Origin of the sequence: Pseudomonas moorei (assembly GCF_042846945.1) — a bacterium.
Classification (GTDB): domain Bacteria; phylum Pseudomonadota; class Gammaproteobacteria; order Pseudomonadales; family Pseudomonadaceae; genus Aquipseudomonas; species Aquipseudomonas moorei.
Window position 1 is genome coordinate 3984549 of sequence record NZ_AP035776.1, and the last position, 26764, is coordinate 4011312.

The following is a 26764-nucleotide window of genomic DNA, read 5'->3' on the forward strand; positions in this document are numbered from 1 at the left end:
TGCACTAAGCTTAGCCTACTGTCGCTTTTCGCAAGTTTCGCTGATCAAAGCCTTATAAATTGGCTTGAACACTGCCGGGAATGGACCCTTCGGTGCAGGCCGGCGCGGGTTCGCGAGGAGAAAGGAAATGGCAAAGAAGAACGAGCACAACACCTACCGTCACCTCAAGCAGCAATACCCGCAGTACCTGGACGCCGTGGAGGCGTTGGGTGCGGCCGTGCGTGAGGCGGGGCCGCTGGAGGAGAAAGCGGTCCAGTTGATCCAGCTTGGCGCCGCGGCGGCCATCCATTCCGAAGGCGCCGTTCACAGTCATGCCCGGCGGGCCGCGCAAGCGGGGGCAACGCAGGAGGAAATCCGCCACGCGCTGATCGCATTGACCAGCACGATCGGTTTCCCTACTGTCGTGGCCGCCATCAGTTGGGCGCAAGATGTGATGGACGAGGTGGCACCCTAGTCCCAACTGCCTGGCATTGCGTTTCACCAACAGATTACGGAGTGGGTCGGGCATTGATCGAACGACGGCAATTCAGCGGCGGCATGAAGGGCAAGAACCTTCGCTATCTCAATGAGCACACAGGCGACCTGCGAACGGTTCGAACAGGATTCCTGTTGCTTGAACATTTCTCGTTGCCTGCGTTTACCCAGGCGCTGGATACCTTTGTCACGGCCAATCTGTTGCGCCCGGGGGCTTTTGCTTCGCGAACCTTTGGCCTGAACGACGGCGAAGTGGTCAGCGATCTGGGGTTGGTGATCCGGCCCGATGCCCGGCTCGACTGTGCAGAGATCAAAGCGCTCGACCTGCTGGTCATTTGCGGTGGCTATCGGACGGAACTGAAGGCCAGTGACGGTTTTGTCACCCTGCTCAGAACCGCATCGGAGCAGGGCGTCAGTCTGGCTGGCTTGTGGAACGGTGCATGGTTCCTGGGCAAGGCCGGTTTGCTCGAGGGTTACCGCTGCGCCATTCACCCCGAGCATCGCCCGGCGCTCGCGGAGTTCTGCAAGGCCACGCAGGTCAGCAGTGAGCCCTATATCATCGATCGGGACCGGCTCACCGCGTCCAGTCCTTCCGGGGCGTTCCACATGGCGCTGGACTGGATCAAAGGCCTGCACGACAAGGCGCTCGTCGAGGGCATCGAGGACATCCTGGCGTTCGAGGAGTCTCGTTACCGACGCATCAAGCCCACCGAGAACATCTGTGTCAGCGCGCCATTGCGTGAGGTGGTCAAGTTGATGGATGCCAACCTCGAAGAGCCGCTGGAGCTGGAACAACTGGCGGTCTACGCGGGACGTTCGCGGCGGCAGCTGGAGCGTTTGTTCCGCGAGCAACTGGGCACGACGCCGCAACGCTACTACATGGAGCTGCGTATCACGGAAGCGCGGCGGCTGTTGCAGCACACCGAGCTGTCCCAGGTCGATGTGCTGGTGGCCTGCGGGTTCGTTTCACCCAGCCATTTCAGCAAGTGCTACAGCGCCTACTTCGGTTACCGGCCATCGAAGGAAAAGCGCCTCGTCAAATAAAACCCGTTCCTGAATCAGCGCGAACGAGCTTGTCGAATCGGCGCTTCGATACCCGCGATTTTGCGCAACAGCGCTGTGCCGATTTCGTCATCCTCCGCGGCCAAAGCCATCAAGCCAGCCAGCCTTGAACAGACCATCCTGAGCGGTCTGTTCAAGGAGATGACCATGATTCAACTGAGCCTGATCGAAGCCCGAGAGCTGGCCGAATCGATCCTGTTGCACAACGGTTTTAATCTGGCCCATGCGCAAGCGGTGGCGGCGACGGTGATCGCCGGCGAGCGAGATGGCTGCGCCACCCATGGCTTGTACCGGGTTCTGGGGTGTGTGAATTCCCTGCGGGCCGGCAAGGTGTCGGCCACGGCCGAGCCGCAGGTGATCGACCAGGCGCCGTCGATCGTGCGGGTGGATGCCGGGGGGGGCTTCTCGCAATTGGCGTTCCAGGCGGGGTTGCCGTTGCTCGCGCAGAAAACCCGAGCCAATGGCATTGCCGCTCTGGCGATCAACCACTGCGTGCATTTTTCCGCGCTATGGGTGGAGATCGAGCAACTGACCGCAGAGGGGCTGGTCGCGCTGGCGTGCAACCCGAGCCATGCCTGGGTAGCGCCGGCCGGGGGGCGCTTGCCGGTGTTCGGCACCAATCCCATTGCCTTTGGCTGGCCGCGTAGGGAACAGGATCCCTTTGTGTTCGACTTTGCCACCAGCGCCATCGCCCGTGGCGACATCGAACTGCACCGCCGCGCCGGCGAGGCGATCCCCGAAGGTTGGGGCGTGGACGCGCAGGGCCAGCCGACAACCGACGCCAACGTGGTGCTCGACAGCGGCGCGATGCTGACGTTTGGCGGGCACAAGGGCTCGGCGCTGGCGGCCATGGTCGAGTTGATCGCCGGGCCGTTGATCGGTGACCTGACCAGCGCCGAATCGCTGGCTTACGACGCTGGCAGCAAGTCTTCGCCGTACCATGGCGAACTCATTATCGCACTGGATCCCCGACGCTTTCTGGGCGACTCGACGCAGGAGCATCTGGCCAGGGCCGAGGCGTTGTTTCAGGGCATTGAAGGGCAGGGCGCGCGTTTGCCGTCGCAGCGCCGTTATGCGGCGCGAGCGCGCAGTGTGGTGCAGGGGGTGCAGATTCCCGAGGCCCTGTACAACGACCTGAAGGCACTCCTGACCTGATTGCAACGGCACGCCACTTGTCCCACCAGGCGCGAGCTTGTTCCGGGCGGCGCTCCGACGATAGGGGGCCATTGATTCAGTCTCTTTGTCGACTGACACGCCGCTATCGCGAGCAAGCTCGCTCCCTCAGGTTGATTGAGTTCCGTCAGTGGAGGACGCGCTACAACACGGCCTGCACTCTCGACCCTGACCGCCCACCTTGAAACCACCCAAAACGCTGAGAGCCAGTGTGTGGGCCCGGCACTTATATGATTTGCCATGGTCAATAAAGCCCGCACCGATCCTCATAGGTCGCATGGCTCGACGCCGACCGCGTTCGCCTCGGTATTTTGATCAAGGACAGTGAAAACATGCTCGCCGCCATATAATCCGCACCGCCTTCACCGGGTTCCGTGAATCGGGACTCGCGTTCGTTTGCCCCTCCATCCACATCGAAGATTTAACGCATGTACCTACGCAAAATTGCAGTTGGGCTGTCGGCCCTTGTTTTGCTCTCGTCCGGGGCACAAGCCCGCGGTCTGATGGATTTCATCAAGCTGCCCACCCAGCATCAGGAATCGACGTCGCGCTCGGGGTCGATCAGCCAGGCCGCGGCCCTGGACCTTTATTCCAACAAGCAGAAGCAGGCATCGTTTGACGGCTGCGCCGATCTGTTCCCGGCGGCGAAACCGCTCAGCATGGCCACTGTGTCGGCAACGATGAAACCCCTGGCCCTGTGCTCCGACAACTTTGCGGTGCTGTACTCGCAAACCAGCAAGACGCCGCTGATCGTGGTCGAGCGCCTTAACGCCGCGCAGCTGCAGGACGCCAAAGGGGAGGAGCGCACCAATCAGTTCTATCCGGACCCACGCATTCCCAAGAGCGGGCGGGCCGAGTTGAGCGACTACCGTAGCCAGCATCCGGCGGTGGACCGTGGCCATCAATCCCCGGCCGCCGATGCACCGAACCCCAATGCAATGGCGCAGTCCTTTGCGCTGTCGAACATGGTGCCGCAAGACCCCACCAACAACCGCAAGATCTGGTACTTCACCCCAGCTGAATACTCATCGCAGGCCGTATAAGCTCGCCATCTGCCTAAAAATTAGTAGATTTCTATACGAAAAAGCCTGCATCTCTGGAGTTGTCTGAGTGTTCGTTTTTTTTAAATTACCCCAGTAACTATATACTTCTAATGGTCGTTGTATGAAGAAAGTCCTTTTAGCCTTTTTATTGGTTGGTTTGGCAATTGCTCCTTCAGGTGCATATGCGGCGTTTGACGCGTGCCGTGATTACTTCCCAGGAAAGGTTGTCCCTCAGGTTATAAACAAGGCCAAGTTGCGTGAAATCTGCTTTGAATCCTTTGCAGTGCTGCATTCAGGAGAGAGCAAGACCCCTGTCTATACGGTAGAGCGACTTAATCGCGCTCGGCTTGCCGATGCCAAGGACGAAGAACGCACAAACAAGTTCTATGAAGACGCACGACTGCCTTCAGCTGAGCGAGCCTCGCTGAACGACTACAAAGGCTCTGGTTATGATCGAGGGCACATGTCACCCGCAGCCGATATGCCCACACCTGGTTCGATGGCCCAAAGTTTTTCCCTGGCCAATATGGTGCCGCAAGCGCCTGAAAATAATAGGGGTGTTTGGGCACGTCGGGTTGAGGCGGCTACCCGCCATTACGTCATGCGTGCTCAAGGCGATGTTTATGTGTTCACTGGCCCGGCTTTTGAGGGACAGGTGGCAACCATTGGTCGTGGGCATGTCTGGGTACCTACGCATCTCTTTAAGTTGGTTTATGATCCGAATGCGCAGCGAGCTTGGGCCTACTGGGTTGAAAACAAAGATGATGCCACCGTTACAAAGCCCATCTCCTATCGTGAACTGGTTAATCGCATCGGTATTGAACTCCTGCCAGGTGTTCAGTTGAAGGGATAGCCTCAACAAAATGCGTTCATTACATGAACATTCCCATCTTTGTCTCGTAGTCGCTGATTCAGAGCGGAGTGGTAAACTCATCCATCTCATCGTGGCCGGCGGAACTCCCGTTTGGCCACTTTTTCATTATTTCCAGGCCAGAAACCTCGACTTCTCTACCGAGGCAACCTACGCCCAGGCTGCCGGTCTTTTCATAGACTTCCTGGCGGTGAAGGCCTGTGAGTTTGCTAAGGTAGGGGATCGCAGCCGACTACTTAATTCGTTTGCTAATGCCCTCTTGTATGGAACCATTCAGGATAGCGATGACCCCACAGGTCTCTGGTGGCATTCCAGGACGCAGCAGCGAGTTAATCGATTGGTGAGCCTGGTCTGCGAGATAAGTGACTGGCTCCACGAGCGCTTCAAGACCACAGCCATTAATCCCTTTCGCCGGCCCGCTTCTGTAGTCGAGCAAATTGCCTTCTGGCGCCGTTGGAATACGTCAAAAGCTGCATCGCTGCTAAACCATACCAAAGGCCGAGAGGCCGCCACCGAAAGCGCTAAAGTGGTGCGGGCTGTTGCCTTGCCAGGGGACGTCCCAATAGTCGCTGATAGCGCGCCGGCATTTCCTGAAGAGTATATTGAGAGCCTGTTGTTTGATGGTTTTGTGCTCAGTGGCGGCCAAGCCAAAAATATTTCAATCTCAAGCGTGTACTTTTCTAACGCGGAAACCATTGCCGACTTTTTCAACAGAATCGGCCAATTTCTGCCTGTCGCGACTGGCAGCTATGAGGCGGGACTCGCTCATCAAGGAAGGGCCACGGGCGGGGGGGGGGTAGATGATGCCTATAACCTCCGTAGTCGCATGATGGCGTCTGTGATGCCTTGAGCGTTTGTGCCCAGCGTTTCCATTGCCGCAATTGCGTTAGCCGCGACACTCCCCAGTCCATTTTCAGAGAGCCACTTTGTCACCTCTTCAATGGCCGCGCTAATGGCGTGCTGGTTATGCAGGAGCAGTGTGAGAGCGTCCGCTGTGGCAACAAGATGAATGTCTGGCTCGGCCAGCGCTGTCTTGCACTCTGGAGCGAGCTGGTGCATCCGCAGTACAACAGGCTAGGCCTCTCACAACCGAGTCTTGTTGGGTGTGCAGGGGCACTTGACTCAAGCGCTGAGCCATTCTTCAACCTTTTCACGGCTCGGGATGCCCCCTGAGTGAACAACCTTTCCATCAATCACGACACTCGGGGTGGACATGACCCCGTAGCCGACGATCTGTTGCATGTCTTCGATTTTTTCCAGCTTAACGGGGACGCCTTTCGCACTCGCCACCTGTTCGATGATGGCTACTGTCGATTTACATTTTGCACAACCGGTGCCCAGAACCTTGATGTCTTTCATAAAAGCCTCGGTAGGTGGATTACAACGCGAAGTTGAAGATGTAACCAACGATGAGAATGCCGACGGCGACGACCCCAGTGAAGGTGGCTATCAGGCGAACTTTCAGCACCTTGCGCAATATCACCATCTCCGGAAGCGATAGAGCGATGACACTCATCATAAAGGCCAGCACAGTGCCCAGCGCTGCGCCCTTTGCGAGCAGTGCCTGCACAATGGGGATGATGCCTGCCGCATTGGTATACATGGGGATGCCGATAAGAACCGCGAGTGGAACTGACCACCAGGCTTCCTTGCCCATGAAGCTGGCCATGAAATCCTCAGGTACATACCCGTGAATGCCTGCGCCAATGGCAATGCCAGCAAGGATGTAAGGCCATACTTTTCCGACGATTTCACGCACGCTGCTGAACCCGGCATTTATCCGCTCATAAAGCGGCATACTCGTGTCTGCAGCGGTTGCCTGGATCTTGGGCATATCGCGAACCCAGTCTTCCAGATAGGCCTCCATTTTCAGACGCCCAATGACCCAGCCGGCAACAATCGCAATAAACAATCCCAGGCTGATGTATAGCAATGCAACTTTCCAGCCGAACAGGCCAAGTAGCAGTGTCAGCGCTACCTCATTCACCATGGGCGCAGAAATGAGGAAAGAGAAAGTCACCCCCAGGGGCACTCCAGCTTGAACAAAACCTATAAACAGAGGAACGGCTGAGCACGAGCAAAACGGGGTAAACACACCGAGAGAGGCCGCCATGACATTGGCCGTGCCCTCGCTTCGACCCGCCAACATTGCGCGGGTGCGTTCAGGCGTGAAGTGAGAGTTGATCATGCCCATCAAGAACACGATGCCGGTCAACAGCATCAGCACTTTGGGCGTGTCGTAGAAAAAAAACTGTAAGGCGCCCCCAAGGTGGCTCTTGCGATCAACAGGAAGCGCTGCGACCAAAGCCTCTGAAATAGGTATCAGGGCTTCATACAATCCGAACCAGACAAGCGCTGCTACCGCTAAAAACATGCGGGGATTGCGCTCAGGCCAGCGCACGATCATTTCATTCATGTCCTCTACTCCTAGGGGTGTAGGCACACTAGGTCATGGACGGATCGCCAAGATAGGTCGCGATCTCATTGACTGTGCTGCGTGCTGTGCGTGTTACACCGATCAGCGTGGCGGAAGCCGAACCTGTCCACTCGCCATAGCCCACCAGCCATAGTCTTGGCTCTTGGATCGAGTGAGTGCCTTCGACCTCAACACGACCTTCAGTGTCGATCACCCCCAGCGTATCCAGATGCTGAAGTGCGGGCCTGAATCCGGTACACCAGATCACCACATCCACTACAGATTCAGATCCATCGGCCCACATCACACCATCGCGAGTGAAGCGTTCAAAGGGGCGCACAGATTTGAGGACGTCACGCTCACGGGCTTCCAGAACTGGCGGCACCATGACAATGTCTCCCAACCCGCCGACTGGCTGGTCAATGACACGCCCCTCTTGCTGGGCCTTCAAGCGCTGAGTGGCGCGCTCGAACAGTACCCGTCCATCCACATCGTCAGGCAAAAAGACCGGTTCAGTAGCGGTTACCCAAGTGGTCTCGGCGACCTTGGATACCTCTGCCAAAATCTGCGCTCCTGAATTGCCACCACCCACCACCAAAACCTTCTTGCCAACAAAGGCTTGTGCTTCGACATAGTTCGCGGAGTGCAATTGCCGACCGGCGAATAACTCGGCATTAGGGTAGTGAGGGATATACGGATTGCTCCAGGTGCCGGTAGCGCTGATTACAACCTTGGCATCCCAATACCTGTCGTCAGAACGTACTCGTAAGCCAGACTCTAAGCGTTCCACAGAAACGACCCGAACCGGACGCTCAACAGGAAACTGGTAGCGCAGCTCATATTGGTTGAGATAGTCGATTACATGATTTCGCGTTGGATACCCCTCCTGCGCAGGAGGCATCATCCAGCCAGGGATCGAACTCCAGGTGGACGGGGAGAATAAACGCAGCGAGTTCCAGCCACGCCGCCAGGCACCACCGGGCTCCTCCTCTGCGTCGAGGATAACGAACGAAAGTTGAGTTCGGCGCAGGAAATACGCTACCGCCAAGGCTGACTGACCCCCACCGATAATCACTACATCTCGTTGGTCGCTGGGCGAAGGAGTCATGGGGAAACCCTTGAGTCGATGTTGGGCGGTATCCAGTATAGCGACCCAAGTTTGAATCCAACTGATCTAGCTCATATGTTGAGAATGCTGATCGACATTGACTGAATGCTTCAATTCAAGCTTGTTATGGCTTGAATCTCCGGCCGCCGCTGCTTTAGGATGAAAACAGGAGATGGCATTCCTCCTTATAACCGCCTTTGTGCTGATGATGCCTACGTGAACCCTGGACAGGGTGCGTAGGTGCGTCTCCCTGTTCTCCAATTCAGGACAGGATCGTGACTCAAAATCTCATATCAGCTACCACTCGTAATTTGCGCTTATCAGCACCTCCTCGGTTCTATCAGTCCTGGGGAGACATGCGACCATGCTGAAGTCACTTCTCGTCATAGCTATCGGCGCATCCCTTGGTGCCTGGTTGCGCTGGCTCTTGGGCATGACACTGAACGGACTGTTCCCTACGATTCCGCCAGGCACTGTGGTCGCGAACTTGGTCGGAGGCTACATCATTGGGTTAGCTATCGCTTTCTTGGCCGCGTCCCCCACCTTAAGCCCTGAATGGCGCCTGCTGATCATCACGGGTTTCTGTGGGGGGCTCACCACCTTCTCCACGTTTTCAGCCGAAACAGTTGCCCTGATTCAGGAGGGTAGACTTCTGTGGGCGTTCGGCTCAATTTCATTGCACGTTGTAGGCTCGTTAGCGATGACCGCTGCCGGGCTTTTGTCCTATCAAATGATTGGCACGCGTTAAGGAGATGGTAATGAAAGGCTTTCTGGTGATTTTCTTTACTCAACAGAACCGTCGTTATCAGGGAAAGATGCTTGGCGAGTGGATCGTTGATTTGGCTAAAGAAATGGGGCTGCGCGGTGCGACCTTGTCTACGGCCATTGAGGGCTTTGGACACACGGGGCGGCTGCATTCCTCCCACTTTTTTGAGTTGGCAGATCAGCCTACAGAGATTCGTATGGCAATTACCGAGGATGAATCTGAAAGGTTGTTCAAGAGGTTGGAGGTTGAGGACATCTCTGTGTTTTATATAAAAGCTCCTATCGAGTTGGGCACTGTCGGCAAGAAGGCCAGTTAGCCTGAACCCTTCCTATAATCTGGGAGATGCGAATTTGAGCTATGTGGAATCTCGATTGGTAACTCGATCACCTATGAGTTTTTTACCGTTTTTGAAATCCCTCCAAGCCGTTCTCCAATCTAGTGCGAGGCGGTCAGGTGAGCAACCCGCTCAGGTTTGGAAAGACAATGCAGAGGGACGGGGCTGCGCAACACCGGATTCTGGTTTTGCTAAGGAGCGTTTTAAGAAAATCTAAAAACCTTGGTAACGGGCGTATTTTGGGCGAATGTCGCAGACGAATGAGGCCTTACGATCCACCCACCAAAACCAGTGTGACTTGCGTAAACGATAGAGAAGGAGATTCAGGATGAGCCCCCTCAAAAATGACTCCGACGCTCGGCCTCCTCCAGTAAACGCAACTGACATCGCCGCTGCAACGGTTCTTCAAACGCTTGCAGCGCTGCATGTTAACCCTGATGTAGGTCTCACGCATGCGCAGGTCGAAACGCAGCGCAAGGAGCACGGCTACAACGAAGTAGCGGAGACGAAAGGGCATCCGGCTTTGAGATTCCAGCGAAAATTCTGGGGGATCTCGGCTTGGATGCTCGAACTGATCATGATTTTATCCGCTGTACTGGGAAACTATACTGATCTTGCAGTTGTGGGCGTATTACTGGTTGTCAACGCTGTACTGAGTTTCACTCAGGAACAGCGCGCCGCTGGCGTCGTCAAAGCTCTACAAAAACGCTTACAGGTTAATACCCGAGTGCTGCGCGACTCGAAGTGGCAGGTGATTACCGCCCGAGAACTGGTACCAGGTGACATTATCCGCGTACGCTCAGGTGACATCATTCCAGCAGATGTGAAACTCCTCACCGGCGCGATGAGCCTGGATCAATCGGCGCTAACGGGCGAGTCGAAAGAAACTGATAAAGCACCCGGCGAAGTCCTCTCCTCCGGGTCTATCGTCCGTCGTGGGGAAGGCAACGGCGTGGTGATCCTTACGGGGGCACAAACCTATTTCGGCCGAACCACAGAACTCGTGCAGCAGGCGCATCCGAAACTTCATATCGAAGCGGTCGTGACTAAGATCGTGCGCTGGCTGTTTGTCATTGTTGGTGTGCTACTTGGCGTGGTGCTCATGCTATCGCTGATTCGCGGCGTGCCGCTGCTCGAAATGATTCCTCTCCTGCTTGTCCTACTCATGAGCGCGGTACCTGTAGCTCTTCCCGTTATGTTCACCGTCAGCATGGCTTTCGGGTCGAAGGAACTGGCCCAGCGTGGGGTGCTTGTCACTCGGTTGAGTGCTGCGGAAGACGCCGCGACGATGGACGTCCTTTGCGTGGACAAGACAGGCACAATCACAATGAATCAATTGGCGGTCACGGGAGTGACCCCACTAAAACGCTCGACGGAAGCCGACGTTCTGATCGCGGGCGCGCTAGCGTCACAGGAATCCAACCAGGATCCTATAGATCTTGCCTTTCTCGCCGCAGCTAAAACACATCATGTCTTCGACGGCATTGCCGTTGGAACAACCGTATCCTTCGCTCCATTCGATGCGAAAACTCGGCGGACGGAAGCTGTTATTGAGCAGAATGGTCAGCGGGTGCGCGTAATGAAGGGCGCCGTGCGCACCATCGCCGAAGCTTGTGGACTCCTGCCTCTCGAAATCGAGACGTTGGATGCGCGCGTCAGCGAGTCAGCGGCAAAAGGCTTTCGCACGCTAGCGGTAGCTCGCGGCGCCGAGGATGGCGTCCCTGTACTGATTGGACTCGTGGAGTTGTACGATCCTCCGCGACCGGACGCCAGGCAACTTATCTCAACTCTTAATGAGTTGGGAGTCCAGGTCAAGATGCTGACAGGGGACGCGCTCCCGGTGGCACTCCAGATCGGCGAAGGCGTCGGACTCACCCAGATCCGGCGCGTCGCGGATTTAAAGGCCGCGAGCTCACAAACGGGTGCCGGAGACGACCTTTTCGGCGGTGCTGACGGATTTGCCGAAGTGTACCCGGAAGATAAATATATCGTGGTAAAGCATCTTCAAGCCGCAGGGCACGTAACCGGAATGACGGGCGACGGCGTCAACGACGCTCCAGCTCTCCGTCAAGCCGAAGTTGGAATAGCGGTCAGTACCGCTACCGATGTCGCCAAGAGCGTATGCGTCCGGGCATCACGTCTTGCGTGATTAAACCGGCTGCCACTTATGCGGAAGCAACTGCTCAATTTCACTCGCCCGCTGCGTCGGCAGGCGCGTGAGAACATCCTTTAGATAGGCGTACGGATCATGGCCATTCAGCCGTGCTGACTGGATCAAACTCATGATCGCCGCAGCCCGTTTTCCGCTGCGTAGTGACCCGGCGAAGAGCCAGTTCTTGCGTCCAAGAGCCCATGGCCGGATCTGGTTCTCCGCCCAATTATTATCAATGGGAACCGCCCCGTCATCGAGGTAGCGCGACAGCGCTGCCCAGCGTTTGAGGCTGTAATCGAGTGCTCTGCTGATAGCCGACCCTTCGGGCACAACATCACGCTGCGCGATCATCCAGGCATGCAACCTATCCATCACCGGTACGGCTTTTTCTTGCCGTATTCGGCGCCGTAAATTCGGCTCCAGGTCGCGTACTTCGCTCTCGACTTCGTACAACAGCTGGATGTAGCGCAGGGCCTGCTCGGCGATCTGGCTCTTGTTGGTTGCGTGCAACTCGAAGAACTTGCGCCGGGCATGGGCCATGCAGCCGATCTCGGTCACGCCGAGTTCGAAGCTGGCCTTGTAACCGCCAAAATCATCGCAAACCAACTTGCCTTTCCAGCCTTGCAGGAAGTTACGAGCATGCTCGCCGGCGCGGCTGGGGCTGAAGTCGTAGACGACAGCGGCTGTCTCGCAGAACTGGCTGGTGGCGTATGCCCAAACATAAGATCGGTGAGTTTTTTTCGAGCCTGGAGCAAGCATTTGCACGGGTGTTTCATCCGCGTGCATGACCTGTTGCCCGATCACTACGTCCCGCAAGGCATCGACCAGAGGCTGCAACTGCACGCCTGTCATGCCAACCCACTGAGCCAGCGTGGAGCGTGGAATCGCCAAGCCGGCACGACCAAAAATCGATTCCTGACGGTAAAGCGGAAGATGGTCAGCGAACTTCGCAATCATGACGTGAGCAAGTAACCCGGCCGTCGGGATGCCCTTGTCGATGACCTGCGCCGGCACCGGCGCCTGGATCAGCGTTTCGCAGTCATCGCAAACCCACTTGCCACGAACATGGCGCTCAACGGTAAACACACCCGGCGTGTAGTCCAGCTTTTCACTGACATCTTCACCGATGCGCTTCAGTGCGCAGCCGCATGGGCAGTGAGTGTTGTCCGGCTCGTGATGGATCAACGTGCGTGGGAATTCTGCCGGCAATGCCGTGCGCTTGGGCTTTTGCTTTTCCTCGGTCGCTGCTGGTGCTATTTGCAACGCCTGAAGCTCGGCCTCAATCGCCGCTATATCAGTATCGATCAGGTCATCAAGCAGACTGGCTGTTGGCGCTGATTGAAAACTGACCCACCCTGCCGATTGAAAATTGACCCAGGGCGGATTGCTGATTTTGGCATCAGCAATTGTGGATAAGCTTAGCAGTCGTGTCCCGGTGGAAGAGGCATTAAAGCCCCACCGCATGTGGGCATGCGGCAGGGTATTTTTGGTGCAGATCAAAACAGCTCATCGTCCTCGGCACCATCATTGTCTTTGCGCTTTCGTTCACGTGATTTGATCTTGGTCTGGGCGACCAAGCTGCTGTGTTGCAGGCGGTAGGACTCGTTGCCCGTTTCGACGATGTGGCAGTGGTGTGTCAGCCGATCCAGCAACGCCGTTGTCATCTTGGCGTCACCAAACACACTCGACCATTCCGAGAAGCTGAGGTTGGTGGTGATGACCACGCTGGTGTGCTCGTACAGCTTGGACAGCAAGTGAAATAACAGGGCACCACCGCTCTGGCTGAAGGGCAAATACCCCAGTTCATCGAGTATCACCAGGTCTGTTCGTAACAGCCCTTGAGCGATGCGGCCCGTCTTGCCATCGTACTTTTCGCGCTCCAGCAGATTGACCAGATCCACCGTGGAGTAGAAGCGCACGCGTTTGTGATGCGTCGTGATCCCGGACACAGCCAAGGCGGTGGCGAGGTGTGTTTTGCCTGTTCCAGGCCCGCCGATGAATACGACATTCTGCGCGGTATCGGTGAACTCCAGGTTGGACAGATCCCTGATCAGGCGGGCATCTGCGCTAGAAGCGCTGAAGTCGAAGCCGGCCAAATCACGATGCATGGGGAGTTTGGCCATGTTCATCTGGTGGTTCACTGAGCGCACCGCTCGATCCGCATGTTCTTGTTGGAGAAGATGCTCAAGTAGCCATTTCGAGGATGCCGTCGAAGCTTCTCCTTGCGAGGCTAGTTCTTCCCAGGCGCTGGCCATGCCATGCAGACGCAGTTCTTTGAGTTCCGCCATAAGATCACGCATTGCGAGTCTCCTCATCGGTGGTACGGAGCCGGTCGTAGCGTGCCGTATTGGCGACAGGCGCTATCTTGAGTTGAAGGCTGGTTTCGGCGGACGGAGGGGCTGCTGTCGATGTCAGTCGAGCCAGGACATTCAGGATGTGCTCAGCACTCAAGCTGCCTGATTCAAGTACCAACTCCACAGCCACCAACACGGCATCGAGCCCGGCGATGGGAACTGCCGCCAGTACCTGCGTCATGACTCGATCACCATTGGCGTGACGCCTCAGACCGCGTTTTAACAGCTGCAACGGCTTCGGCAGATCAGCAAACGGAGCGCCATTGCGCAGCGCTCCAGGCTTGCGCTCGATAAGCGGGATGTAATGCTGCCAGTCAAAACTGACCTGATCTCGATCAAACAGACGCTCGTGGCTGGCAATCGTCGTTTCATCGGCGATGACCACCACCCGGGAAGGATACAAACGGCTGCTGACCCACTGGCCGACCCGCTCACACGGCACCGAGTAGCGATTTCGCGCCACGCTGATCAGGCAGGTGCTGGAGACCCGTACGGTGCGCTCGACGTAGCCATCAAAGGCAGTCGGCATCGGCATCAATTCAGCGCGTTCCAGCTCCAGGACGTCCGCCACGGTCAGCCCGTTGTACTGCGGGTGCAGCAGTTCGCCCCAGAGCGCACGGCAGCGTTGGCCGAGCCAGGCATTCAATTCCTCGAAGGTGTGGAACATGCAGTTTTGAGCATCGAGCCAGATGCGCCGTCGGCTGTCTTGGACGTTCTTTTCAACGATGCCTTTTTCCCAGCCGGAAGCGACGTTGCAGAAGTCCGGGTCGAACAGGTAGTGCGCACACATCACGGCAAACCGAGCATTGACCGTGCGGCCCTTACCCTTGTTGACCTTGTCGACAGCGGTCTTCATGTTGTCGTAGATGCCGCGACGCGGCACCCCACCTAACGCGCCAAACGAGCGGGTATGGGCATCGAACAACATCTCGTGGCCTTGGCTGGGATACGCAACCAACCAAAATGCGCGACTGGCGCACAGCTTCATATGGGAGACCTGGATGCGTCGGAACAGGCCGCCGATCAGCAGACCTTCTTCGCTCCAGTCGAATTGAAAGGCCTCCCCGAGTGCAAAGGTCAGCGGCACAAAAGCTCGTAAAGACTTGCCTTGCTCGCCGCGCCACGAGCGTATAAAGGCGGTGAGTTGGCTGTAGCCGCCGTCGTACCCCTCGGCCTTGATCTGTTCGAAGAGTGTTTTGGCACTCCTGCGGTTGTGCTTTGCCCGAAACGAATCGGCCTTGAGCGCCTGCTCCAGCGTCTCGTGAAATGGACTGAGTTTGTTGAAGGTTGCGCACCGTTGGTAGGCCGGCTGGGTGGCTTCGGGTGCTCTGACCCATTTTCGAATGGTGTTTCTCGACAGTCCGGTACGCTTGGCTATCTGATGCAGCGAGAGCTTGTCGCGGAAGTACATCCGCCGGATTTTTCCCAACATTTCCATGCTGATCACCCTGTGTTCTCCTGCTCGAAAAGTGAGCAGAAGCAGTTGAACACCTGGGTCAGTTTTCAGTCGGCAGAACAGCCTTTACTGGGTCAGTTTTCGGTCAGCGGCAACAGCCAAGGGCTGTAGCCGCCATGCAGAATCTTGATTTTGTCGCGAGGGTATCCGAGATAGCGGAGTAGCACATAACCCTGCAGGACTGTCCAAATCCAGTGGTCATGGATTGCTCAAATACAAGCGCCTCCCTGCCAGACAAGCCTGCCTCGCAAACGCCTGGGCGAATACTTCATGCAACTTAGCCAGGCCCTCAAGTCTGATGTCAGAAAGTTCGCCCAGCGAGCCAATGGTGATGTCTATGTCTTTACCGGCCCGCTCTTTGATTCAGGCCACGCCACCGTCGGCGACAACAAGGTGTGGGTACCGACCCGCCTGTTCAAGCTGGTCTACGACGCATCGTCCAAACGTGCCTGGGCCTACGTGCTGCCCAATGCCGAAACCCGTATCGAGCGGCCGATGGACTATGACGCGTTCGTCAAGAGCACCGGGCTCAACTTGCTGGGCAATCTGCCGGTCTCGGGTTCGGTAGGGCGTACCTGACGGCTTGATGGGCTGCCCCCCAAAAGTTGGCTGCAACCTTTGGGGGCTTCATTCAGTTCCGGTGGCCGGGTTGATTGTCATTGGCGTGACTCATGGGTTCTTTGGCCAGTCCCACTCACAACAGCAGTCGACGATGCCGTGCTTCAAGTGCGCATCGATCGTAAGCGCCAAAAACAACTCCAACATGGCCACACCACATGCACCCGTTACGACAAAGCCTGCACAACGAACTGCACGCGCGTCCGTCACTGTATTTCGATGAGCCGGCCCATGTATTTCATCTGGCCTTCCTCGGCAACGAACAGGCATGCAATGCCTTCCTGCAAAGCTGCGGCCTTGACGCCCTCGACCTGAATGCCGCCCAGGGCATTACCCGGCTCGAAGGCCACGCGCTGAAATGGGAGCGCCATGCCGAGTTCTTCACCCTGACCCTGGTGGTCACTTCCTCCCGCGATGACCTGATCTGGACAACCTTGCCCGAGTTGTTGGCGTGCAAGGTCGAAGCGCATTTGCCGGCGCTGATCAACTCGGTGCAGATCGTGGTGCGGGGTGAAGCCGGGCTGGACCTGTCCCGCTATGGCTTCAAGGACCCTTGCGGTTCCTGCGTGGGCGGTGGCGATGCGGTGGTGTGGAGCGATTTTCGTATCAGCGAGGACGGCGTCAACCACCTGTTGTTCGTCAACCGGCGCCTCAACGCTTACCGCCAGGGCCGAATGATTCGCCGCCTGCTGGAGATCGAGACCTACCGGATGATGGCCTCGTTATCCCTGACCATGGCCAAGACCCTGAGCGCGCAGCTCGATGAGTTTGACAAGACCCTGGTCACGCTCTCGGAACGCAACGCCGATCCCCATGGCAGTAATGCAAAGGCGCTGCTGGCGGATATTTCCAACCTGTCGGCGCAAGTGGTCAGCAGTACCGCGAAGACCCGTCACCGCTTCAGTGCCACACAGGCCTATGCGCAACTGGTGTTCGAGCGTTTGGGTGAGTTGCGCGAAACTCACGTCGGCGACTGCCAGCGTCTTGGTGTGTTTATCGATCGCCGCTTCAAACCCACCGTCAGGTACTGCACCGCCACTGAACAGCGCCTGGAACACTTGGCCGAAAGCGTGGCCAACCTGGGTGATCTGCTTCAGGCACGGGTCCAGGTCGAGATGGAAGAACAGAATTCGGAAATTCTCAAAAGCCTCAACGCCCGAGCCGATGCGCAGATCAAGATCCAGCGCGCCGTGGAAGGCCTGTCGATCATCGCCATTACCTACTACTTGCTGAATCTGCTCAAGCTGGGCTACTCGGGTTTGCACCTGCTCGGTGTCGGCGTGGCGCCGCGAGAGGCCATGCTGGCCATGACGCCGTTGGCGATCGGCATCCTTGCGTTGATCGTGCTCCGTATCAGGAAAGTCAAAGGTCATTGAGGCGATCAGGCTCGCTGCATGCTGTTACGGGTGCTCATGCGGGAGAGGGCAGGGCGTTGACTTGATCGGGGGCTTTGCGTGAAGGTGGGCGACGGTCGGCAGGCATCCCCTCAGGGTGTGCCTGCCGCATAGGGATCGACCGCTAAACGACCGCTCTCAAGTCTGGAGGCGCTGGGCATTCTTGTCCGCTTTCGGCCTGGGGCACAGGAGAAGGGCTTGAGGAAATCATTCACCGTTCGCGAGCTGAAAAGTACGGACACTGAGGCATTGCTGGCATTTGAAATGCGCAACCGTGCCTGGTTCGAATCTCAAATTGATGCGCGTGACCCTTCGTTTTATTCATTGCAAGGCGTCGCCGAGCACATCGAGAGCTATTTGTCCGACTTTGCTATGGGCGCCTGGCACCCGTTTGTGATCGAGGATTCCAGCGAATGCATCGTGGGCCGGGCCAATTTGAAATGCATCGACGTGTCGCAGCGTTCTGCCCAGGTAGGTTACCGGATCGATCAACAGGCCTGCGGAAAGGGGCTGGCGACCCTGGCGCTGAGGCATCTGATCGAGCAAGCAAAGGTGCGTTGGGATCTCAACCAGTTGATTGCTTATGTGTACGAAGAGAACCTGGGCTCCCGAAAAGTCCTGGATCGCTGCGGGTTCTTGCCTGATCAATCAGGGCCTGACGACCAGGCCGGGGACGAATGCCGGTTCGTTCTTTCGATTTAACTGGCTCAATGAAATGACCCAAAGCGGACCGACACATCGGTCATGGCGCCCCTTGACCGGGGCGTTTGCATGTCATGGCGGCCATTTGAATTCAGGCGCAAAGCGATTAATATACGATCCATATGCATTTCATATAGTGAATATCATGGGTATCGTAAAAATTTCAGAAGACATGCACGAGAACTTGCGCGTCGCCAGCAATGCGCTGAGTCGCTCGATCAATGCTCAAGCCGAGCACTGGATGCGCATCGGAATGCTCTCGGAGTTACATCCAAATCTTGACCACAGCGAAATCTCGCGCCTGCTGATTCGTGCCGAACTGGCCGGCGGCCTGGATGTGCAACAACTCTGTGCGCTGGCGGATGTCTCGCAAGGCTCGCCATCCCTTGCAACCTGCGGAGCCAAGCCATGAAGGCGAACGTCAAGATCAACACGCCCGCCGACATCGCCAAGTCACGCGCTGCAGGTGCGCTGGCCGCCGAGGTTCTGGCCATGATTACCCCCCATGTGAAAGCGGGAGTGACCACCGACGAACTCGATCGGATCTGCCACGACTACATCGTCAACGTGCAACAGGCCATACCGGGCAATGTCGGCTATCACGGCTTCCCGAAAACCGTGTGCGCCTCCGTCAACGAAGTGGTTTGCCATGGCATCCCTTCGAACAAGCCGTTGAAGGATGGCGACATCGTCAATATCGACATCGCAGTCATCAAGGACGGCTGGTACGGCGACACCAGCCGCATGTACTTCGTCGGCGAGCCCAGCGCGCAGGCTCGACGCTTGGTCAAGACCACCTACGAAGCCATGTGCGCCGGCATTCGAGTCGTGCGCCCCGGGGCAACGCTGGGCGATATCGGGCATGCGATTCAGGCGGTCGCGGAAAGGGATGGCTTCAGTGTTGTTCGTGAATACTGCGGGCACGGTATCGGCAAGGTCTACCACGATGAACCGCAAGTCCTGCATTACGGCTATCCGGGCCAGGGACTGAAGTTGAAGGCCGGGATGATTTTCACCATCGAGCCAATGCTGAACGCCGGAAAGCGCCATGTGAAAACCCTGGCGGACGGCTGGACAGTGATCACCAAGGATTACTCGCTATCGGCCCAGTGGGAGCACATGGTGGCGGTCACCGACGATGGCTTCCAGGTGTTGTCGGCCTGGCCCGATCAAAGCGATGAATACCCGGCCATCGGTATCTAGCCCATCCAGTCAATGGAAGACAGCAGCTGTCTTCCATTGGATCTTGGCTGTGAGCGCAATGCTTACAGACCGGGCTGCCCATCAGGCGGCACGATCGCGCCGCCTTTCATCACCACTCTCCGCCTGACCAAATCGAACGATGTTTTGGCCAAAACGGCACTCACAAAAAATCCAACCCATTGATAATCAATATAAATTTTTTACAAATAAGCTCAACTTATATTTGAAATACAACAAATCGATTTTGATTATTTGTTGGAAGTTGTTTTCATCGGCCCATGAATCATTCCCTTACAAAAACAACGCAGGAGAAGATCATGACCAAAGCCGAATTCCCCTCCCAACATCAACCATTGGCCGTTCCGGCATTGGGTGAACCCTACCTGCTGACACCAGGCCCCCTGACCACTTCAAAGGCCACCAAAGAAGCCATGCTCCGGGATTGGGGCTCATGGGATGGCGCCTTCAATACCCTCACTGCACAAGTTCGCAAGCAACTGCTGAGCATGGCTGGCGTCGAGGACGACAGTTTCGCCTGCGTGCCTTTACAGGGCAGCGGCAGTTATTCGGTAGAGGCCGCCCTGGCGAGCGCCATTCCCCGTGACGGCAAAGCACTGGTGTTGATGAATGGTGCTTACGGCCAACGGGCGACCAAGACGCTTGAGTACCTGGGGCGCGACTACATCACCCTGGACAAGGGCGATTATCTGCCGCCGCAGCCAGAAGAAGTGGATGCGCTGCTCAATGCCAACCCCGACGTGACCAACGTGTTCATCGTCCACTGCGAAACCAGCTCCGGCATCCTCAATCCACTGCGCGAAATCGCTGAAGTGGTCGAAGCGCACGGCAAGAGCCTGATCATTGACGCGATGAGTTCGTTTGGCGCAGTCCCCCTGAGCGTCGACGACATACGCTTTGACGTGCTGGTGTCCTCGGCGAACAAGTGCATCGAGGGTATTCCCGGTTTCGGCTTCGTGATCATCCGCCGCGCTGTGCTGGAGGCCGCGAAAGGCCGCGCCAATTCGCTGAGCCTCGATCTCTACGAGCAATGGGTCTACATGGAGCGTACCGGTCAATGGCGTTTCACCCCACCGACCCACAGTGTCGTTGCCTTTCACAAAGCCCTGGAGCAACACCAGGCCGAAGGTGGCGTGCAGGGTCGTCTCGCACGCTACACCCGCAACCGCGACGTGCTGGTCGCCGGGATGCGCAAGCTGGGCTTCAAGACCTTGCTGGAAGATCGCTGGCTGTCGCCGATCATCACCACCTTCTTCAGCCCGGAGCATGTCAACTTTGAATTCAAGCGCTTCTACGAAGAGTTGAAAGCGCGTCAATTCATCATCTACCCAGGCAAGTTGACCGTGGCTGACAGTTTCCGCATCGGCTGCATCGGTCAGATCGATGAACACATCGTCCACCAGCTCCTGCGCGCCATCGCTGACAGCCTTCTCGCGATGGGCGTGGAACTGGAAGCGGCTTAACCCACTTCCCCCTTTCGGGTCGCCGCCACTCTGGGTGTGTCGGGGCGGGTGTTGGGATCGCACCTTCTTTACGGCGACCTCTTTTTTCCATGGATCTGGTCATTCACAGCCGGCAGTGCCGAGCAGGAGCCAGCGATATCGCCTACCCATAATCTGACGTCTGAAGCCAGAAGCCACCAACCCTGAACCTCGCCTGCTGCCCTTCAAGCAGTTCGCCGGGACGGGTTGCGGCACCCAAAACAAAAACAAAAACAACTTTTTGCGCTGTACGGCAACCCATACGGGATCAGAAGACCATGAACAACATCGCAGGCGCTTCAGCGAGCGGCTGGAAATCAATCCAGCGCTGGCGTGTACAGATTTTCCTCATTACCTGGGTGGCCTACGCCGCCTTCTACTTCACGCGTAAAGCCTTTTCCGTCGCCAAGCTCGGCATCGGCGAAGACCCGACTTTCATGCTGGAAAAGGCCACCATGGCCAACCTCGATGCGCTGTACCTGGCGGCTTATGCCGTGGGGCAGTTCCTCTGGGGCAACTTCTCCGACCGCTTCGGTCCACGGGTCGTCGTCTGCGGCGGCCTGGTGATATCGGCCCTGGCGGCCCTGGTCATGGGGACCTACGCCACCATCCCGATCTTCGTCACCTGCACCCTGATCCAGGGTCTTGCCCAGTCCACTGGTTGGTCAGGCCTTTGCAAGAATATCGGCAGCTTCTTCACCACCACTGAACGTGGTCGCGTGCTGGGCTACTGGTCGACTTGCTACGCATTCGGTGGCCTGGTCGCAACGCCCTTTGCAGGTTGGTGGGCCTATTCATACTCCCACGACTGGCGTATGGCGTTCATCAGCAGCGCTGCCGTAGTCATGGTCGTGGCCGTGCTGTTCTTCCTGCTGCAACGCAACACGCCACAAGACGTCGGCTTGCCGCCCGTTGAAATCGTGCCTGACAGTGGTGCCGACGTGCCCCGTGAAAGCCTTCTGGCAGGGCTTCGCAGTGCAGTGAAGAACCGTACGGTGCTGGTGCTGGGCGTTGCTTACTTCCTGCTTAAACCCGCGCGCTACGCCATCCTGCTCTGGGGACCGGTGATTATCTACGATCGCATGCCAGCGATCGGCAAAGTGGCCTCCGCCATCGTGCCAACAGCCTTTGAGTTGGCCGGTCTGGTCGGTCCGATCCTCATTGGTTATGCCTCGGACAAACTGTTCGGCGCCCGTCGCATGCCGGCCTGTGTCATCAGTCTCGCGCTGCTCACGGTGTGCCTGGCGCTGTTCGTGCCTTCGATGCAAAGCGGCAGCCTGTACATGGTGGTCGGCCTGCTGTTCATGATGGGCATGACGCTTTATGGGCCCGACTCGATGATCAGCGGCTCGGCGGCGATCGATTTCGGCAGCAAGGACGGCGCGGCTTCCGCGGCCGGCTTCGTCAACGGCTGCGGCTCGGTGGGCGCCATTCTCGGCGGTCTGCTGCCGGGTTATTTCGACACCATCACGGTGTTCCTGGTGTTCACCGGCGCGGCGCTGGTGGCCAGTGTGATGCTGATTCCGTTCTGGAACAGCCGCCCGAAAACCCTGGAAGTCCTGGACAGCTTTCAATCAGTCGGGCAACCGGCGGTCGTCGGCGCCAAGGCCTGATTCCAGCGCCTCATTTTCAATGTTCCACCTACTGGAGACATCGCCATGAACTACAAGAAACCTACCAAGCTGCAAGCCGTCGTACTCGACTGGGCCGGTACCGTCGTTGACTTCGGCTCCTTCGCACCCACCCAGATTTTCGTTGAAGCCTTTGCCGAGTTCGGCGTGAAGGTTTCCCTGGAAGAAGCGCGGGGCCCGATGGGCATGGGCAAGTGGGATCACATCCGCACGCTGTGTAATGAGCCGCAGATTGCCGAGCGTTTCCATACCGCCTTCGGCCGCCTGCCGACCGATGATGACGTGACGGCCCTGTACGAGCGATTCATGCCGCTGCAAATCGAGAAAATCGCGTTGCACTCGGCGCTGATTCCGGGCGCGCTGGAAGCCATCGAGATCTTGCGCCATGAGGGACTGAAGATCGGTTCCTGCTCGGGTTATCCGGCCGTAGTGATGGAAAAGGTCGTGGAGCTGGCCCGGGAAAACGGCTACGTGACTGATCACGTCGTGGCCACCGATGAAGTGCCCAACGGGCGCCCGCATCCTGCGCAGGCATTGGCCAACGTCATCGCCCTGGGCATTGATGACGTCGCGGCCTGCGTCAAGGTCGATGACACCTGGCCGGGCATCCTCGAAGGCCGCAGCGCAGGGATGTGGACGGTCGCGTTGACCTGCTCCGGCAATGCCCTGGGACTGACCTACGACGAGTTCGTGGCGTTGCCATCGGACAAGCTGGCCACCGAGCGCGCACGCATCATCGCGATGTTCGAAGGCTCACGCCCGCATTACTTCATCGACACCATCACCGACCTTCCCTGGGTGGTTGAAGACATCAACGCGCGCCTGGCGCGTGGCGAGTCGCCACAAACGTTCTGATCGCACCTGACTGTGACCGGTTGCCGCCACGCGGCCGGTCATAGCGGCGCACATGAGCAGCCAACTGATAACAACAAGTGAGACCCATCATGATATACGCCCAACCTGGCACCCCCGGTGCTGTCGTGTCGTTCAAGCCTCGTTACGGTAACTTCATCGGCGGCGAGTTCGTCGCGCCGGTCAATGGTCAGTACTTCACCACGACCTCGCCGGTCAACGGTCAGGTCATCGCCGAATTCCCGCGTTCCTCGGCCGAGGATATCGACAAGGCGCTGGACGCCGCCCATGCCGCTGCAGCCGGGTGGGGCGCCACCTCGGTGCAGGCGCGCTCACTGATCCTGTTGAAAATCGCTGACCGGATCGAACAGAACCTGGAAGCCCTGGCACTCACCGAAACCTGGGACAACGGCAAGGCCATCCGCGAGACCCTCAACGCCGACATCCCCCTGGCCGCCGACCACTTCCGTTACTTCGCCGGTTGCCTGCGCGCCCAGGAAGGCAGCGCTGCCGAAATCGACGGCAACACCGTGGCCTATCACATCCATGAACCGCTGGGCGTGGTCGGTCAGATCATCCCGTGGAACTTCCCGATCCTGATGGCCGCCTGGAAACTCGCCCCGGCCCTGGCCGCCGGCAACTGCGTGGTGCTCAAGCCCGCCGAACAAACCCCGCTGGGCATCACCGTGCTGGTCGAACTGATCGGCGACCTGCTGCCACCGGGCGTGCTGAACATTGTGCAAGGTTTTGGTCGCGAAGCCGGTGAAGCCCTGGCCACCAGCAAACGCATTGCCAAGATTGCGTTTACCGGCTCGACCCCGGTCGGCTCGCACATCATGAAATGCGCCGCCGAAAACATCATTCCGTCCACCGTGGAGCTGGGTGGCAAGTCGCCGAACATCTTCTTCGAAGACATCATGCAGGCCGAACCAAGCTTCATCGAAAAGGCCGCCGAAGGCCTGGTCCTGGCGTTCTTCAACCAGGGCGAAGTCTGCACCTGTCCGTCCCGTGCGCTGGTGCAAGAGTCGATCTACGACGAATTCATGCAGGTGGTGATGAAGAAGGTGGCGCAAATCAAACGCGGCGACCCACTGGATACCGACACCATGGTCGGCGCCCAGGCGTCCGAGCAGCAGTTCGACAAGATCCTTTCGTACCTGGAAATCGCCCAGCAGGAAGGTGCGCAAGTCCTTACCGGCGGCGCGGCGGAGAAGCTGGAGGGTGGCCTCGCCAGCGGCTACTACATTCAACCGACCCTGCTCAAAGGCCATAACAAGATGCGGGTGTTCCAGGAAGAAATCTTCGGGCCCGTGGTGGGCGTCACCACCTTCAAGGATGAGGCCGAAGCCTTGGCCATCGCCAATGACACCGAGTTCGGCCTGGGCGCCGGCCTCTGGACCCGCGACATCAACCGCGCCTACCGCATGGGGCGCGGCATCCAGGCCGGTCGCGTGTGGACCAACTGCTACCACCTGTACCCGGCCCATGCCGCGTTCGGTGGTTACAAGAAGTCCGGTGTCGGCCGCGAAACCCACAAGATGATGCTCGACCATTACCAGCAGACCAAAAACCTGCTGGTGAGCTACGACATCAATCCGCTGGGCTTCTTCTAACCCCTCTTGAAATGAGGTGAGTCCTTCGCTGCGATGCAGCGAAGGCATCCGCCAGGGCTGGATGCTCCGGTACTTGCGCTGTTGGCCTTGATTGATCCTTTGGAGTCTTCGATGAAAATCCGTTACAAGGTGAGCCTTGTGGCTGCCTGTGTGCTGTTGGTGACGACAAGCCTTCTATCGCTGGTTCAAGTCAGGCAGATACGTACGATTTTGCGTCACCAGGTCGAGGCGAGCATCTCGGAATCGAGCAATGCGGTGGCACGTCAGATCGAAAACTGGCTGAACGGCAAACTGCGTCTGATGGATCTGGCGTCCCAGGCGATCGACCGCCAGTACAGTGTGCAAACGACCCAACGAATCATCGATTCGCCCATTCTGAAAGACGAATTCAAGCTGGTGTTCGGTGCCCTGGAGGCTGATGGCAAACCCATCAAGAACACGGCGGCCTGGAATCCAAAACCTGACTATGACGGTCGCATCCGCCCTTGGTACGCGACTGGAAAGGCCAGTAGCCAAGCCGTTTTAACCGAACCCTACAAGGATTCCACCACCGGTGAAATCCTGATCTCGGCTGTCGCGCGGATCAGCGACGCGGGGCAATTGCTCGGGGTGTTTGGCGGTGACATTCGCCTGACTACGGTTGCCGACGCCATCAATACCCTGGATTTCGGCGGGGCCGGTTACGCGTTCCTGCTCAGTAAAAGTGGCAACATCATTTCGCACCCGAACGCGGAACTGAACGGCAAGCCCTATAGCCAGCTTTTCGCAGGCAACGTCCTGCCCCTCGACAGTCAGCTTCAGGAGGTCAGCAGCGATGGAAAGTCGCTGCTGGTGTCCTTCATTCCGCTGTCCGATCTCAAGGGCATGGATTGGTACATCGGTGTGGTACTGGATCAGGACATCGTCATGGCCGCAGCCCATACCCTGAGTTGGCGTGCCGTTATCGGTACAGGCCTGGGCGTGCTGCTTAGCCTGTTGGTGTTGGGCCTGTTGGTAAGGCGGCTGCTGCGGCCTCTGGATCAACTCAAGGATTCGTTGGCAGACATCAATCGCGGCGAGGGTGACCTGACCCGTCAACTGCCCGTGGTTGGCCATGATGAAATTGCGCTGGTCGCCGGGGAGTTCAACCAGTTCCTGCAGAACCTGAAAGCGCTCATCGGCGATGTGAAAAACAGCTCGCGACACGTTCGAGAGAGCACTGCCGCGACGTCCTGCGAAGCCGATCAGGCCGCCAATCGCGTGCAAACTCAACTGCAGGAACTGGATCAATTGGCCACCGCCATGACCGAGATGGCCTCGACCGCCGAAGATGTCGCGCGTAACGCGCAAACCGCCGCCGAAGCGGCCATCGCGGCTAACGAAGAAACAGCAGGCGGGGTCGCTCTGGTTTCCAGGTCTACGGGGGCCATCAAGCGTCTGGCTGAAGAGATGGACGCCACGGGTCATGCGATCAATGAGTTGTCCACGCTCAGTCAAAGCATTGGCTCCATTGTCGCGGTCATCACCAGCATCGCCGACCAGACCAACCTTCTCGCACTCAATGCGGCCATCGAGGCGGCACGGGCCGGCGAATCGGGACGCGGGTTTGCGGTGGTGGCTGATGAGGTGCGCTCACTGGCCTCGCGAACCCAGCAATCGACCCAGGAAATACGCGAGATGATCGACCAGTTGCAGACGGGCGTAAGGCACGCCCAGGTGCGAATGCAGCAGAGTCGCGACACGGCCAGCAAGACTGCCGGGGATGCCGATGCAGCCAATGACACCCTCGAACGCATACGTGCGGCCATCTATCGCATCAATGACATGAACCTGCAGATTGCCGCAGCGGCTGAAGAACAAAGCGTCACGACCGAGGAAATCAATCGCAACACCACGAACATCCGCGATATCAGTATTGAAGTCTCCGGCAATGCGGACAAACAGGTTCGCCAATGCTCAGCGATGGTGGACCACGTCGGCCAGCAAGACGAGCTGCTCGGTCGATTCCGGATTTGAGTTTTGCCATCGCCCGAATGCTTGGGTTGCAACCCTGCGACAGATCAC

Annotated in this window: 22 protein-coding genes, 5 pseudogenes and 1 riboswitch; of the genes and pseudogenes, 20 read left to right on the forward strand and 7 right to left on the reverse strand. The window is 57.8% G+C overall.

What is annotated here, in order from left to right; genetic code table 11:
• Positions 1-127 precede the first annotated feature (127 nt).
• The 6 genes and pseudogenes from ACGJAX_RS18835 (at position 128) to ACGJAX_RS18860 (ending at position 5473) form a co-directional block, all read left to right on the forward strand.
• Entirely contained in the window at positions 128-454 is a 327-nt protein-coding gene (locus ACGJAX_RS18835; protein WP_390955696.1) for a carboxymuconolactone decarboxylase family protein, read from the forward strand.
• 83 nt (positions 455-537) lie between these two features.
• Complete coding sequence (locus tag ACGJAX_RS18840; RefSeq protein WP_090327378.1) at positions 538-1518, forward strand: GlxA family transcriptional regulator; 981 nt, start codon at positions 538-540, stop codon at positions 1516-1518.
• 165 nt (positions 1519-1683) lie between these two features.
• Positions 1684-2691, forward strand: a complete 1008-nt coding sequence (locus tag ACGJAX_RS18845; RefSeq protein WP_390955697.1) for an Ldh family oxidoreductase — start codon at positions 1684-1686, stop codon at positions 2689-2691.
• A 446-nt stretch (positions 2692-3137) separates the two neighbouring features.
• Positions 3138-3713, forward strand: a pseudogene (locus ACGJAX_RS18850) (DNA/RNA non-specific endonuclease); the annotation flags it as partial.
• A gap of 160 nt (positions 3714-3873) precedes the next feature.
• Complete coding sequence (locus ACGJAX_RS18855; protein WP_390955698.1) at positions 3874-4605, forward strand: DNA/RNA non-specific endonuclease; 732 nt, start codon at positions 3874-3876, stop codon at positions 4603-4605.
• Positions 4606-4615: 10 nt separating this feature from the next.
• Positions 4616-5473, forward strand: coding sequence for a hypothetical protein (locus ACGJAX_RS18860; protein WP_390955699.1), 858 nt, complete (start codon positions 4616-4618; stop codon positions 5471-5473).
• Here ACGJAX_RS18860 and ACGJAX_RS18865 read toward each other — a convergent pair.
• From ACGJAX_RS18865 to ACGJAX_RS18880, 4 genes are all read right to left on the reverse strand, one after another.
• A complete protein-coding gene (locus ACGJAX_RS18865) occupies positions 5431-5682 on the reverse strand; it encodes a hypothetical protein (protein ID WP_090185472.1) in 252 nt (83 codons plus the stop codon). The two genes, ACGJAX_RS18860 and ACGJAX_RS18865, sit on opposite strands and share 43 nt — an antisense overlap.
• A gap of 63 nt (positions 5683-5745) precedes the next feature.
• Positions 5746-5982 (reverse strand): thioredoxin family protein, encoded by a 237-nt coding sequence (locus tag ACGJAX_RS18870; RefSeq protein WP_017337836.1) that lies wholly within the window; start codon positions 5980-5982, stop codon positions 5746-5748.
• A 19-nt stretch (positions 5983-6001) separates the two neighbouring features.
• Complete coding sequence (locus tag ACGJAX_RS18875) at positions 6002-7039, reverse strand: permease (protein ID WP_390955700.1); 1038 nt, start codon at positions 7037-7039, stop codon at positions 6002-6004.
• Between the two features lie 28 nt (positions 7040-7067).
• Positions 7068-8147, reverse strand: coding sequence for an ArsO family NAD(P)H-dependent flavin-containing monooxygenase (locus ACGJAX_RS18880; RefSeq protein ID WP_390955701.1), 1080 nt, complete (start codon positions 8145-8147; stop codon positions 7068-7070).
• 159 nt (positions 8148-8306) lie between these two features.
• Positions 8307-8369, forward strand: a riboswitch (Fluoride riboswitch).
• A gap of 142 nt (positions 8370-8511) precedes the next feature.
• Here ACGJAX_RS18880 and crcB point away from each other — a divergent pair.
• The 3 genes from crcB to ACGJAX_RS18895 all read left to right on the forward strand — a co-directional run bounded on the left by crcB (position 8512) and on the right by ACGJAX_RS18895 (position 11396).
• Positions 8512-8895: a fluoride efflux transporter CrcB gene (gene crcB / locus ACGJAX_RS18885; RefSeq protein WP_090185466.1), complete on the forward strand. Its 384-nt coding sequence runs from the start codon at positions 8512-8514 to the stop codon at positions 8893-8895.
• A 10-nt stretch (positions 8896-8905) separates the two neighbouring features.
• The gene (locus ACGJAX_RS18890; protein WP_090185463.1) at positions 8906-9229 is read left to right on the forward strand and encodes a DUF190 domain-containing protein; all 324 of its coding nucleotides are present in this window, start codon (positions 8906-8908) and stop codon (positions 9227-9229) included.
• A gap of 346 nt (positions 9230-9575) precedes the next feature.
• Positions 9576-11396 (forward strand): HAD-IC family P-type ATPase, encoded by a 1821-nt coding sequence (locus ACGJAX_RS18895; RefSeq protein ID WP_390955702.1) that lies wholly within the window; start codon positions 9576-9578, stop codon positions 11394-11396.
• On the opposite strand, the pseudogene ACGJAX_RS18900 reads toward ACGJAX_RS18895, so the two are convergent.
• The 3 genes and pseudogenes from ACGJAX_RS18900 to istA all read right to left on the reverse strand — a co-directional run.
• Positions 11397-12737 (reverse strand): annotated as a pseudogene (locus ACGJAX_RS18900) (IS66-like element ISPpu19 family transposase); the annotation flags it as partial. It lies immediately after the preceding gene.
• A 158-nt stretch (positions 12738-12895) separates the two neighbouring features.
• Entirely contained in the window at positions 12896-13699 is an 804-nt protein-coding gene (istB, locus tag ACGJAX_RS18905; protein ID WP_010466203.1) for an IS21-like element helper ATPase IstB, read from the reverse strand.
• Positions 13692-15191, reverse strand: coding sequence for an IS21-like element ISPpu27 family transposase (gene istA / locus ACGJAX_RS18910; protein ID WP_390959928.1), 1500 nt, complete (start codon positions 15189-15191; stop codon positions 13692-13694). The genes istB and istA overlap by 8 nt, the downstream gene beginning before the upstream one ends.
• Before the next feature lie 306 nt (positions 15192-15497).
• Here istA and ACGJAX_RS18915 point away from each other — a divergent pair.
• From ACGJAX_RS18915 to ACGJAX_RS18965, 11 genes and pseudogenes are all read left to right on the forward strand, one after another.
• Positions 15498-15788: pseudogene (locus ACGJAX_RS18915) on the forward strand (DNA/RNA non-specific endonuclease); the annotation flags it as partial.
• A gap of 197 nt (positions 15789-15985) precedes the next feature.
• Entirely contained in the window at positions 15986-17203 is a 1218-nt protein-coding gene (locus tag ACGJAX_RS18920) for a DUF3422 family protein (RefSeq protein WP_390955703.1), read from the forward strand.
• A gap of 216 nt (positions 17204-17419) precedes the next feature.
• Positions 17420-17923: a GNAT family N-acetyltransferase gene (locus tag ACGJAX_RS18925; RefSeq protein WP_390955704.1), complete on the forward strand. Its 504-nt coding sequence runs from the start codon at positions 17420-17422 to the stop codon at positions 17921-17923.
• A 145-nt stretch (positions 17924-18068) separates the two neighbouring features.
• Entirely contained in the window at positions 18069-18335 is a 267-nt protein-coding gene (locus ACGJAX_RS18930) for a ParD-like family protein (RefSeq protein ID WP_390955705.1), read from the forward strand.
• The gene (gene map / locus ACGJAX_RS18935) at positions 18332-19126 is read left to right on the forward strand and encodes a type I methionyl aminopeptidase (RefSeq protein WP_390955706.1); all 795 of its coding nucleotides are present in this window, start codon (positions 18332-18334) and stop codon (positions 19124-19126) included. Before ACGJAX_RS18930 ends, map begins: the two co-directional genes overlap by 4 nt.
• A 317-nt stretch (positions 19127-19443) precedes the next feature.
• On the forward strand, positions 19444-20607 hold the full coding sequence (locus ACGJAX_RS18940) for a 2-aminoethylphosphonate--pyruvate transaminase (protein ID WP_247256881.1): 1164 nt from the start codon (positions 19444-19446) through the stop codon (positions 20605-20607).
• 296 nt (positions 20608-20903) lie between these two features.
• Complete coding sequence (locus tag ACGJAX_RS18945; protein ID WP_390955707.1) at positions 20904-22238, forward strand: MFS transporter; 1335 nt, start codon at positions 20904-20906, stop codon at positions 22236-22238.
• Positions 22239-22283: 45 nt separating this feature from the next.
• Positions 22284-23111: a phosphonoacetaldehyde hydrolase gene (gene phnX / locus ACGJAX_RS18950; protein WP_390955708.1), complete on the forward strand. Its 828-nt coding sequence runs from the start codon at positions 22284-22286 to the stop codon at positions 23109-23111.
• An 89-nt stretch (positions 23112-23200) separates the two neighbouring features.
• Positions 23201-24721, forward strand: coding sequence for an aldehyde dehydrogenase family protein (locus ACGJAX_RS18955; RefSeq protein ID WP_390955709.1), 1521 nt, complete (start codon positions 23201-23203; stop codon positions 24719-24721).
• A gap of 111 nt (positions 24722-24832) precedes the next feature.
• A pseudogene (locus ACGJAX_RS18960) lies at positions 24833-25810 on the forward strand (cache domain-containing protein); the annotation flags it as partial.
• A 360-nt stretch (positions 25811-26170) separates the two neighbouring features.
• Positions 26171-26716: pseudogene (locus tag ACGJAX_RS18965) on the forward strand (methyl-accepting chemotaxis protein); the annotation flags it as partial.
• Between the last annotated feature and the right edge of the window lie 48 nt (positions 26717-26764).

Coding starts and splice junctions, on each gene's coding strand:
- ACGJAX_RS18880 (WP_390955701.1), bottom strand. CDS start 8,147: ATGACTCCTTCGCCCAGCGACCAACGAGATGTAGTGATTATCGGTGGG.
- ACGJAX_RS18865 (WP_090185472.1), bottom strand. CDS start 5,682: ATGCACCAGCTCGCTCCAGAGTGCAAGACAGCGCTGGCCGAGCCAGAC.
- ACGJAX_RS18875 (WP_390955700.1), bottom strand. CDS start 7,039: ATGAATGAAATGATCGTGCGCTGGCCTGAGCGCAATCCCCGCATGTTT.
- ACGJAX_RS18890 (WP_090185463.1), top strand. CDS start 8,906: ATGAAAGGCTTTCTGGTGATTTTCTTTACTCAACAGAACCGTCGTTAT.
- ACGJAX_RS18955 (WP_390955709.1), top strand. CDS start 23,201: ATGATATACGCCCAACCTGGCACCCCCGGTGCTGTCGTGTCGTTCAAG.
- ACGJAX_RS18870 (WP_017337836.1), bottom strand. CDS start 5,982: ATGAAAGACATCAAGGTTCTGGGCACCGGTTGTGCAAAATGTAAATCG.
- ACGJAX_RS18860 (WP_390955699.1), top strand. CDS start 4,616: ATGCGTTCATTACATGAACATTCCCATCTTTGTCTCGTAGTCGCTGAT.
- ACGJAX_RS18920 (WP_390955703.1), top strand. CDS start 15,986: ATGCACCCGTTACGACAAAGCCTGCACAACGAACTGCACGCGCGTCCG.
- ACGJAX_RS18840 (WP_090327378.1), top strand. CDS start 538: ATGAAGGGCAAGAACCTTCGCTATCTCAATGAGCACACAGGCGACCTG.
- ACGJAX_RS18930 (WP_390955705.1), top strand. CDS start 18,069: ATGGGTATCGTAAAAATTTCAGAAGACATGCACGAGAACTTGCGCGTC.
- ACGJAX_RS18940 (WP_247256881.1), top strand. CDS start 19,444: ATGACCAAAGCCGAATTCCCCTCCCAACATCAACCATTGGCCGTTCCG.
- ACGJAX_RS18845 (WP_390955697.1), top strand. CDS start 1,684: ATGATTCAACTGAGCCTGATCGAAGCCCGAGAGCTGGCCGAATCGATC.
- istA (WP_390959928.1), bottom strand. CDS start 15,191: ATGGAAATGTTGGGAAAAATCCGGCGGATGTACTTCCGCGACAAGCTC.
- ACGJAX_RS18945 (WP_390955707.1), top strand. CDS start 20,904: ATGAACAACATCGCAGGCGCTTCAGCGAGCGGCTGGAAATCAATCCAG.
- ACGJAX_RS18835 (WP_390955696.1), top strand. CDS start 128: ATGGCAAAGAAGAACGAGCACAACACCTACCGTCACCTCAAGCAGCAA.
- ACGJAX_RS18895 (WP_390955702.1), top strand. CDS start 9,576: ATGAGCCCCCTCAAAAATGACTCCGACGCTCGGCCTCCTCCAGTAAAC.
- map (WP_390955706.1), top strand. CDS start 18,332: ATGAAGGCGAACGTCAAGATCAACACGCCCGCCGACATCGCCAAGTCA.
- phnX (WP_390955708.1), top strand. CDS start 22,284: ATGAACTACAAGAAACCTACCAAGCTGCAAGCCGTCGTACTCGACTGG.
- crcB (WP_090185466.1), top strand. CDS start 8,512: ATGCTGAAGTCACTTCTCGTCATAGCTATCGGCGCATCCCTTGGTGCC.
- istB (WP_010466203.1), bottom strand. CDS start 13,699: ATGCGTGATCTTATGGCGGAACTCAAAGAACTGCGTCTGCATGGCATG.
- ACGJAX_RS18855 (WP_390955698.1), top strand. CDS start 3,874: ATGAAGAAAGTCCTTTTAGCCTTTTTATTGGTTGGTTTGGCAATTGCT.